General features: G+C 42.8%; 7 protein-coding genes. All 7 read left to right on the top strand.

Going from position 1 to position 11446, the window contains the following annotated elements; genetic code table 11:
• The first annotated feature begins 11 nt into the window (after nt 1–11).
• A complete protein-coding gene (locus ACGF5R_RS00565) occupies nt 12–446 on the top strand; it encodes a GPW/gp25 family protein (protein WP_387689185.1) in 435 nt (144 codons plus the stop codon).
• Nucleotides 443–862: a hypothetical protein gene (locus ACGF5R_RS00560; RefSeq protein ID WP_387689183.1), complete on the top strand. Its 420-nt coding sequence runs from the start codon at nt 443–445 to the stop codon at nt 860–862. The genes ACGF5R_RS00565 and ACGF5R_RS00560 overlap by 4 nt, the downstream gene beginning before the upstream one ends.
• A gap of 11 nt (nt 863–873) precedes the next feature.
• Nucleotides 874–3558, top strand: coding sequence for a hypothetical protein (locus tag ACGF5R_RS00555; protein ID WP_387689180.1), 2685 nt, complete (start codon nt 874–876; stop codon nt 3556–3558).
• 13 nt (nt 3559–3571) lie between these two features.
• Entirely contained in the window at nt 3572–6370 is a 2799-nt protein-coding gene (locus ACGF5R_RS00550; RefSeq protein ID WP_387689177.1) for a hypothetical protein, read from the top strand.
• 141 nt (nt 6371–6511) lie between these two features.
• On the top strand, nt 6512–7423 hold the full coding sequence (locus ACGF5R_RS00545) for a tail fiber protein (protein WP_387689174.1): 912 nt from the start codon (nt 6512–6514) through the stop codon (nt 7421–7423).
• Nucleotides 7424–7486: 63 nt separating this feature from the next.
• Nucleotides 7487–9322, top strand: a complete 1836-nt coding sequence (locus ACGF5R_RS00540) for a contractile injection system tape measure protein (protein WP_387689171.1) — start codon at nt 7487–7489, stop codon at nt 9320–9322.
• 9 nt (nt 9323–9331) lie between these two features.
• Nucleotides 9332–11428: an ATP-binding protein gene (locus tag ACGF5R_RS00535; protein ID WP_387689167.1), complete on the top strand. Its 2097-nt coding sequence runs from the start codon at nt 9332–9334 to the stop codon at nt 11426–11428.
• Nucleotides 11429–11446: the final 18 nt, after the last annotated feature.

Below are 11446 nucleotides of genomic sequence, written 5' to 3'. Positions count from 1 at the left end.
CAGAGGTGAAGATGAATAACAATCTTACGAAGAATAATCTCACGAGGGTCTATGGCCGTGGCTGGGCGTTTCCTCCCTGTTTTACTCTGTGTGACGGAGTGCAAATGACTGAAGGCCAGGAAGATGTGCATCAGAGCTTGCGCATCCTATTCAGTACCCAGCCGGGGGAGCGCATTATGCGCTCGGACTATGGCTGCGATTTACAGAGCTATATGTTTACCAACATCCGCGAAGAATTACTGGCGCAGGTGAAAACGACTATTCATGACGCAATGTTGCACTATGAACCACGGGCGGTAGTTGACAACGTACAAGTGGTACAACCGCGGGAAAATCCCAATTTATTACAGATCCAGGTGACTTACCGGCTGCGCGGTAGCGATATCGTTCAGCAGTTGAAAGGGCAGTTAGATATCGGTGATGGTCGGGGCGTGGGGGTGGTATGAGTGATGTTATTATTGTTGAGGGCGATCAACTGCAATTTGAGCCGATGTTCGGTAATCGGCAAGTCATACCAACCGGTCCGGCAATCATCCACGGCAGCGGTCAGTTGACCATTAATCAAAAGAAAGTGTGCATCCTCGGTGACGAGACAAAAGTTCAAGTTTCGGCGACATATCAGATCCCCGGTTATACCCCAGGAACCGGTATGCTGACCATTGTCGCGCTGGAGAGTAGCCAGCAAACACCCCGATGTAGCAGTGGTGCGCCATTGATTGTGAAAGGGCAGCAATTTATCGCACGCTTTACCCCGCTCCAGCCTGCACAAACTATCGGTCCAGCACCGACACCAGACATATCTGCACCTAGTATGGGAAAAGGGCGGATTATTCCCAGTCAATTTTTTGCCGTTGCAGGATAAGGGAATTCATCATGTTTGATTTAAGAACCTTAAGTGATAGTGCTTTTGATATGCCATCAGATAATCGTTTTACGTTGGATGATCGGACTATCGAAGACCTACTGAAATTTCTTCAGGGTTATAGTAAATTGATCCCATTTGATGGATCAGACAAGTTCTGGGACAGGATTTTCCTGTCACCCGTTAATGTTGAACAATTAGCAGCACTTTACCAGCAACCTAATCTGGCTGATGGTTCATTGCGCCCACAGCAGGCGCTGCTACTGGCGTTTTATCGATTGCTGGAAACGCCAAAGACATTATTGAATCGCTTGCCTGCCATGCATCGCCAACTTTATTACTGTGGCTTATTAGGTTTGAAACCGCGGGAAATGGTTCCTGATAGGGTGGCGTTGTCCTGTCAGTTGGAGAAAGGTACCCGAGAATTATTACTACCGGCGGGTATGTTGATGGAGGGGGGGCAGGACAGCCAAGGCAACCCTGTCCAGTATGCATTGGATAAGGCTTTACTGGCGAATCAAGGACAGTGGAACGATTTGCGTTGGTGTCAGCCGGGCAAATCTTCATGGGTATCACGTGTGCTTTTTGACCAGAGTAATAAAATCGACTGGCCGGTTGCAGGTGTGCGGTTATTTAATCTCTCAGCGACCGAAGATCAAGAGGTAGTCACTGGACGTGTCATTGGCTCTGAGTTGTTAGCCATGTCCGGTGGTGAGCGGACGATTACGGTGATGCTGGAGGACAACACGGCAACGCCTGAGAAGATTCAAGGTCATGTCAGTAGTGGTGGGCAGTGGCTGGTACTTAGTGTTACTGAAGTAACTGAAATAAAAGACAAGTTGCTTACCTTCACCCTGCCTGCTACGGCGGGAGCAATGACGCCGCCTGTTGGATTGGATGGTTTTACCTCGGCGGTACCGTTACTGAAATTAAGTCGTCATGACGGGTTGCCGGTACCTAAAGTGGCAGAACTTTGTGTTGAAGTGACTGATTTCACGCAGGTGATGTACCGCACGGATGATGGAGTAGATAAAGTGACCGGCAGCAGCTATCCATTCGGCTATAGCCCTGTTATGGGGAATGGTTTTAATCTGATAGCCGCCGACTGGTGCAATAAACCACAGACATTGACCATTACTTTGAAGCCGGAATGGTTGAATTTGCCTGAGATGTCGTTTGATAAATGGTATGCAGGCTATGATAGCCAGATTGGTAATAATGATATTTTCAAGGTGGCATCACTTCATATTTTAGAACAATCCAGCAGTTTATTTGTCTCTGGAAGTCAAAGCGATGTCGTTCCGACAGCGCAGGACATCAAGTTATCAGTGAAGAATCTGACGGGGCAGCCGATTAACAGTGTCGATCCCCTAGATTGGCAAGACTGTTTCCGGTTAGAGTTAAATGGTCATGATTTTTTACATCAAGAATATCTGACCCTACTATCCCAGGGAAAAACGGGTCTAAATCCACCTTACACCCCGCAGATTAAATCATTGGTTGTGAGTTACAGCGGAACAGACACTAAGATCAAAGAGCAATATGTGTTAACGCCGTTTGGTTATGGTACTGAACAGCAGGTTAGTGCAATGGCAGCTGATGATCCTCCTCAGTTGTATCTGGGGTTCAGCGATATCGAGCCAGGGCAAGAGTTAACGTTACATTGGCAACTGAAAAGCCCGCAGCCACAGGAAATAAACTGGCAGTATCTTAATCAGGAAAATAGCTGGCACCCTCTGGATGCAACCGTAAACGACAATACAGAGAGTTTGTTCGCTTCTGGCTTGTGGTCTGCGCCACTGCCGGAGGATGCTGCTCAAGGTGCACAAATGCCAGCGGGGCGTTATTGGCTCCGTGCAGTAGTAAAAACGTCAAATAACAAATCAGATCCATCAATATCTGTCTATCCCCGTTTGCAAGGGTTGCGAACCAACGCAGTGACGGCCACTTTGGTTAACGGTGAGTCGTTAGATGACACTCATTTCCACCAGCCGTTGCCAGCGGGGACAGTGAACCAACCGGTACAACGGCTTAAAGGGTTGGCACAGGTGGAACAGCCCTGGCCATCACAGGGTGGGCGTATGGCTGAATCTGAGTCGGCATTTTTACCACGAGTGGCTCAGAGATTATCCCATCGGGGCCGGGCGCTAACCTGGTCCGATATGGTGGCATTATTAAGTGAGGGTTACCCGGAGATCGGTAACGTACATATTCCGCTATCTGAGCAATTGTCCGGCGTGCCAGCGCGCACTACACAACAACTTATTGTTATACCTGCCAATGGTGAACAGGACAATAATGACCTGTTGAAGCCTAAATTTGCCCCGTCGCGTTTAGTTGCTATGCAGAATTATCTGCAAGCATTGAGTAGCCCTTGGGTAAAAATCAGCGTGGTCAATCCTGATTATCGTTCTGTACCGGTGCAATACGAAGTGACGTTTATTCAGGGAACAAATACAGATTATGGTAATCGCCAGCTGAAACAGCGACTGGAACGACAGTATATGCCGTGGGCATGGGATGGGCAGAGTAGTGCCGCCGTTGGCACTGAGTTGGATTATTACGCTATGGTGGCGTTTATTCAACAGTTGCCTTTCGTCGAACGGGTGGTGAGCTTGACACTTGATGAGAAATGCGAATCAGTGGTCAGCAGCGATACTCAGGTATTGATTTTGACTTGGCCGAACGCGAGTTAACAGTAGGATAATTATGAGCGATAACAACACATTATTTTCGCAAGTACGTGATAGCATCCATTTCGATACCTTGCTGGAACAGGGAATGGAGGCCATCGACATCTATGCGGGACAGATCTGGACTGACACAGCAGAGCATGATCCGGGTGTGACATTATTACAGGATTTCTGTTATGGCACCTCTGATTTGGCTTATCGGCATTGTTTGCCATTGAAAGATTTGCTGACACCGAAGCTGAAAGATCAAAAAGAAGGGATATTTCCCGCTGCATTTGGTCCCCAACAGGCGTTAACCTGCGGTCCGGTTACGATGGATGACTATCGGCGTGCCGTACTGGATTTGCACGATAATGGCAATCCGGGGAAGTTCTATTTTCGCAATGTGCAATTGGCACTAGAAGATGAGAAGGACGAACAGTACAAATACTGGTTTGATGCCAGTCCAGGTAAACGTATTTTTACCTTTAGTAAACCCAAGGAGGAGGCCAATGCGGAGTTAACATTTTTAATATTGAAAGGGAATTACCACATTTATCTCGAATTAATGAGTGATGTCGATCAAAGTCAGGCACAGGAAGCGCTAGATAATTTTCTGGATAAGCATCGCAATCTGTGTGAGCGGGTGCGAGAGGTCACTTGGGTAATAGCTCAACCTTTGAATATTGAAAGCACGATAGAGCTAGAGGATGATTGCACCGACTATGCACGGGTGCTAGCTGAAATATACATGACCGCAGAAGCTTTTATTAGCCCACAGGCCAGGCGAACAACCGCCGCTGATTTGTTGGCGCAGGGGGCTAGCAGTGATGCGGTTTATCAAGGGCCAAAGCTCCAGCATGGTTGGATCACGAAATTACCACCACCCTATAATTATAGAGAACGTATTTCGGTTGATATCAGCCCGCTGGCCAGTCTTTGGTTATCTATTGATGGCGTGAAAAGTATTCAGGGATTGCAATTGCAAGGGAGAACTGCTGGTACCTGGATGTGGTCATCGAATGTTGGTCGTTATCCTCAGTTATGGGGAGATGACCCCTTTAAGATCTTATCTGATGAGTCGTCAACAGCGAGTGTTAAATTGGTGAAGCGAGGGCAGCAGTGTACGGCTGCTGCTGATGCGATAAAAAGATATGTGGTAACACCAGCGCTGATTGATGAGGATGATGTAGTTATGCCCTATGGTCGCTATCGCCAGCCAGCGAAATACCATAGTCTCGGTGGCCGGATGCCGCCATGTTATGGTTTGCAGGAGCCAGCTTCCTTAGCGTCACAAATACAGTTGCATCAATTTATGCTGCCGTTTGAACAGGTGCTGGCGAATGGTTGCCAGCAATTGGCCTTGCTGCCGGACTTATTGGCATTTAACCGCACTCAATCGACCCCAGTATGGGGGGGGCAGTGGCCATTTGCTGATGACGATAGCATAGTCAATAAAGTACACGCTCAATATCGTGATAACTTGAATAAATATTTAAGTGAATATCAGGAAGATAGTGATAAAGAGCTAGCGATTATTAATGACTTACTGGGCTATTTTGGTAGTCAGCGCTCTCCGCGCACGCTTCCCATTGATAAGGAAGATTTTCTCACTGTACAGCGCAGTTACCTCAATCAGCATGCAGTACTTGGGTATCATCGAGCTAGTATTCAAATTCAGAGTGTTTCGGCATTACAAAAACGGATTGCTGCCCGCTTGGGTATAGGGAAAGCCTTGTTTACTGAGAAACCCGCAATGGATAATTTGCCATTTTATCTGGTTGAACATCGGGCATTGCTGCCAGCATTGCCGGATCCTCAATATGAGGAGGAGCAGGTACCAATGGCTGCTGACAATGATCAGCAGAATTTTCAACTAACAGTGAAAGTGGAAGATGGACATCCACTGCATGTCGGGTTAATGATTGATTTGATTATTAAAAGCGATGATGGTGTGGGGCAGGATTACACGTTACCGACAGTGATGGTGAAAGAGATAAAGGTGGAGTCTACGGGCACATTATTATTCTGTAGTTTGCAGGATAATGCCCAGCTGAACCATAATGTGGCACGTTTGGTTGAGGCGCATGATGATAAAAAATTACGTTGGAAAAATAGCGATATTTGGCTACAGGATATGTGGTATCCGTTACATTATGATTCGGATACTCACCTTAATATGGGAGAAAAGCGTATCAAAGCAACGCTGGATGCACCTTATCCGGTAATGTTACAAGTGGATGATACAATTTCATTGCACGATATTGATGACAAGATTATTCATGCTGAGGTGGTAAAGACGAATCGGATTAATGGTAGTTTCGTGATTAAAGCAAAGGGCAGTGACATACTGCCTGATAGCGATAAGAACTACCGTTGGTATATTGATGTTGATAGTAGTAAGCCGATGAAAGACCGTTTTTCTTTTATGATCAGTCTGGTATTTCCACAAACTCTTTTAAATAATATTGATGATCAAGTCATGACCGAAAATTGGATTAAGCAATGTATTTCAGAGGAGATCCCATGCCATATCTCAGCATTAATCCATTGGTTAGATAATACGGCGTTTACCACCTTCGGCAGAACCTATCAGGAATGGCAAAATAATGGTATGCCATTGGGTGATCACTCTTATCATATGCCATTAGGTGATCACTCTTATCAGTTGTTGAGGCAATTGACCTTGGGGACAACACTGGGTGTACTGAATGGCATCGGATATATGCGTATTGCTACAGAGCAGCAGCGTACAGATGTAGTAGGACAATCTGGGACGGAGTGGCGTGAACAAGTTATTACGGATAATGAATTATTCTTTATACCAAAGAATTAAGGGGGATAAATAGCAATATTATTTTTCTATTTATAACGTGGTGTTATTTGAAATTAAAATATACAGAGAATAATATCAGTAATGTTTACTGACATTTTCTTATGGTTCGCTATTGTCAATGATTAATGAGTGGAGTTATTTATGTCAGATAAAGAAAAAAAGGTATCTATAGCTGATCAAAGTGCAATTAGCTACACGGGACAAAAAACTGATGAATTGAAAAATAAATTTAAAGCGCGGTCGATTCCGCTGGAAAAAGATTTCTCTGATTTAATTGATATTGCTACGGTAGGGCGTGATGCTTTGGGGCAAAATCCTGATCAAGATGGGAAATTAGGTACTGGTTTAGAATCTGAAGATGGTGGAGATACTTTTGAGACGGGCAAGAAGATCCAGATCAAAGCGGGTAACGGTATTTTGGTTGATTCAGATGGTGTTGCAGTTAAAGCCGGTAATGGTATCACTGTTAATTCAAGCGGTATTAGTATTAATCCCAGTAGCATACTTCCCAGAGGAGTGATTGTGATGTTTTCAGGGCAGGTAGCACCTACTGGTTGGGCTTTCTGTGATGGTAGTCAAGAAACCCCAGATTTAAGAAGTCGTTTTGTGATGTGTGGTGAAACCATTTCTGAAACAGGGCAAAGTGATAATAGAGCCAGTGGTAGCGAAAATAAAAAAAGTTTCTTACAAAAAACCGAACTAACCGGAGTTTCTGTCACTGTCACTGTAGAAGAGACAGAATTAACAGAAGAACAAATACCAAGCCACTGCCATTTATCTGGCATAACTTTCTCGACAGACAGTACAGGGTTTAATTATGGCTCATCTAAGATACAATTGGAACGCAATAAATATAATTCACTGAATAATGCTGAAAATACTCCTTTAGAGGCTACTCAGTGGAGTAGTACTGGGGCTTATCAAGCACAAACATCAAACGCAGGAGAAAATAAAGGACATAAACATAATGCAAGCGCAGAATCTCCCGGACATTCTCATCATGTTGATGTTATTCCACCGTACTATTTATTAGCTTTTATTATGAAGCTTTAATTCTATTCCACATTGGCAGATTTAAATAACATGTTAATTATTAATTAAAAAGAGAATGTTAATATGGCTTTTTCGCCAAGGTTGTTAAATCGGATTATCATTACTATTGAAGCTAATAACCCACAGGCAGCTAGAAAAGTATTGTATGGTTCCTTGCTTAATCAGTATGATGTAAATAACTTACTCAATTCATTTTTTAATGAATATACTCTTAATCAAGATATATACTTAGAAACATTAACACTAAACCTTGGAGAAATAAGCTTTCACGACTTTAATTTACTCTTTCCTGTGCGGCTTAATTATGCGCTCAAACAAGCACTAAGTAAATATCAACTATATAATAATGAGGATGGAATACACCTGAAGGAATCAACACCACGAAAACTTAATCATAAACTTCAACTATCAGGTAATGATTGTTTAATTGATATTGAGGGGTTTATTCACTATTTACACCGAAAAGATTCCTTATCAAATCCGATGGAGGCAATAACGAACAATAAAATCACTGATGCCAATATTAAGAAATTCATTGATCAATTAACATGGATAGAGAACAAATGGGTATTATTATTGGCAAAAAGTTGTTTATCTGAACAGAGCTTACAACGGCTTTTAGCTATTAGACAACCTGATTTATTAAATACCATTAGCTTCAGACTATCCGGGAAAGTAAATATATCACTGTATCAGGAGGAATATGTTTCCTCCGAACAATTAATACTCAATGCGCTGGGATATATACAGCGGCATAACACACAAGATATACCCAAACCCGATACGCAAGTCATATCACGTATCACGACTGGGCTAAATAATGGAGCACTTAACATCGTAGTTGTTATTGAGCTATTCCGCCAAGCTGAAGTTCACAATTCCTCACTAGATGAATGGTTAGAACAGCTTTGGCAAACAAAACCCATTTCACAACTATGTGAAAAACACCTCTCTATTTGGGAGTACAAGAACTTACTCAATCGCTTTAACTATAAAAACCCGCGTCTCAGTGAACACCCTTTACAGCAAATGATTTCTGTTGATTCAACATTCACGGAGATATTGCAGGCATTAGTAACAGAGCATAAGCAAAATTTACCACAATTAAATCAGCATCAACTTTCATTAATCGCGACAGCCATTCAACAAGGAGAAGTCAAAACACAAAATATCCTCCAGCTGTTTCAACATCCTGCATTATCCAGCAGCGCAGGTACAGCTTGGTTAGCGCCGTTATGGCAATTGGCTCCTGTCTCACAACTATGTAAAAAACATCTATCAGTTGAAGAATACCAATATCTATCGGAACGCTTTGTTTCAAACCGCGAGGATAAAAATAAATCCAGTCAAAAATCAATTATGACATCTAAACCAATTCTATTACCTGAACAAACTCTTCCACATCAAGTGAATAATGCTGGAATATTGGTTCTATGGCCAATGTTACCCCAATTGTTTAATCAGCTTGGTCTGCTTGAAACGCAGAAATTTATCCATCGTCAGGCCCAGTTTGATGCCGTTGATTTCCTTGATTACCTGATTTGGGGAACTGAAGAAGTACCAGAAGAACGAAAGGTCCTAAATAGCGTTCTATGTGGATTAATGTCCAATGAAACTACTGAATCAGTCTGTCTTGAGCTAGAGAAACAGTTGATAGCAGAACAATGGCTAGATTCCATTATCGTCCAACTTCCCACCTGGAAAAAATTAAGCTGCAACGATGTTCGTCAGTTGTTTTTACAACGCCCAGGCGAATTGCTGATAAGTGAACAGGAAATCAAAATCACAATACAGCATCAACCATTTGATGTGTTATTAGCCGATTGGCCGTGGCCATTAAATATTGCCAAACTTCCTTGGTTGGAGTGTCCTTTATTCATTGACTGGCAAAACATTTAAAAGGTTTATATGGACTACTTACTAACAAATAACCACGGTGCACAACAATATATGGCAACCGGACTACATTGGATTTATCCCCATCTGGAACGTATTGATTTGTTGTTGCAACACTACTATTACCAAAAGAGAGATAGATACGATTCATTGCCAGAGAGTTTTTTACTGAGCGAAGATGAAATAGAACAACATTTGGCATCACCAAAGGGTATTCCTCATTGGTTGCCTAAAACGGGGGATATTGTTAGCCTTCCTGAAACAGATGAAGGTCTTTCTTTTGATGCATTGTCACTGTTGGTCGAACGTTTTGAACTCACTGAATTTGAACGGGACGTTTTATTGTTAGGTTTATTGCCACATTTCGACAGTCGTTATCATACGCTGTTTGCTGCCCTAAATGGTAACAGTAAAAAACAGTGGCCTGGTTTTACTTTAGCGATTGAATTATTTAGCCAACGCCAAAGTGATTGGCAATTACTGCAAAATAGCTTTTTACCACAAACACCGTTAATTAGTTATCGTCTGTTACGGCTCAATAATCACGAGGAACCTATTTGGCTTCAAACACAATTTTTAACTCACAGCGCCGTCTGGCATTTTTTATCGGGCCAGCGAGTTATTTTACCTCCTTTGATAACGTGTGCTTATTGGCATTTTCCTACCTCATACACCTGGTATCCACAAACTCTTTGTCATTCACTTGAAAAGTTATTATTGAATGAAGCGGATGAGGTGTATCCATTGGTGGTACTCAGAGGAAAAGAAGCCAGCGCCAGAGAATTAGCGGTGACTAATATTATGGCGTTTCATGGCATAAACACTTTAACCCTAGATTTAGCTCGTCTGCCAGATAAAGGTAATACCACGGTAATATCCAGCTTGTTAGTAGACGCAATACGGGAAACCCGGTTACACGATGCTTGCTTATTAATTCGCAATTTTTCTTTGCTGGCAGAGGGAGAGAAAATAGGGTTCAGCGAATTATCCATCTTATTAAATCAGCCAAAACTAAAAGTCATTTGCCTGGCAGAGTCGGAGGACTCCTTAGTGTGGATTGAACATCTGCCAATAGTGCAAATGAATATGCCAGTGATGACTCTGGCAGATAAGAAAGCTATGCTGGAAGCAAATTTACCGGATAATATCATTGGAGCAGTGGATATCGTTCAATTGTGTCAGCGTTTTTCATTTACAGCGGAAACGTTGCCGTTAATTATCAAAGAAGCCACTCAATACCAAATGCTCCGACAACCGGAAGGCCAATTAGAAGAAGCCGATCTACGTAAGGCATTAAGTTTCCGCGCTCAACAGAATTTCGGCAAACTGGCTCAACGCATAGCCCCAAAGCGCAGTTTTGATGATTTAGTGGTTTCAGATGCATTAGCTCAACAGTTAAAAGAAATCATCGCGGCCATTCATTATCGTGACCAGATTCTGGGTGTTGGTTTTCAGGAAAAAATAAGTTACGGTACGGGGATTAGTGCATTATTTTACGGTGAATCAGGTACTGGCAAAACGATGGCCGCAGAAGTGATTGCCGGGCATTTGGGTGTTGATTTGATTAAAGTCGATCTTTCTACGGTGGTTAATAAATACATTGGTGAAACCGAAAAAAATATCTCCCGCATTTTCGATCTGGCCGAAGCGGATGCTGGGGTGCTGTTTTTCGATGAGGCGGATGCCCTGTTTGGCAAACGCAGTGAAACCAAAGATGCACAAGACAGACATGCCAATATTGAAGTTTCTTACCTATTACAACGACTAGAAAATTACCCTGGACTGGTGATTTTAGCCACCAATAATCGCAGCCATCTGGACAGTGCATTTAACCGCCGCTTTACCTTTATTACCCGTTTTACTTATCCCGATGAAGGATTACGTGAAAAAATGTGGCAAACAATTTGGCCTGAGCAACTTAACTTATCGGATAAACTTGATTTTAAGCATTTGGCTAAACGGGCTGACCTGACCGGTGCTAATATCAGAAATATTGCTTTATTATCATCAATGTTAGCAGCAAATGATAATAGTGAACAAATTGAGAATAAACATATAGAGCGGGCAGTGATCCTCGAATTAAATAAAACGGGTCGATTGGTTTTTTAAACATTGAATAAAATTGGA

It is taken from the genome of Photorhabdus sp. RM71S (assembly GCF_042879355.1).
Lineage (GTDB): Bacteria > Pseudomonadota > Gammaproteobacteria > Enterobacterales > Enterobacteriaceae > Photorhabdus > Photorhabdus kayaii.
The sequence above is the reverse complement of the archived record's forward strand: the minus strand, read 5'-3'. Positions and strand labels throughout refer to the sequence as shown.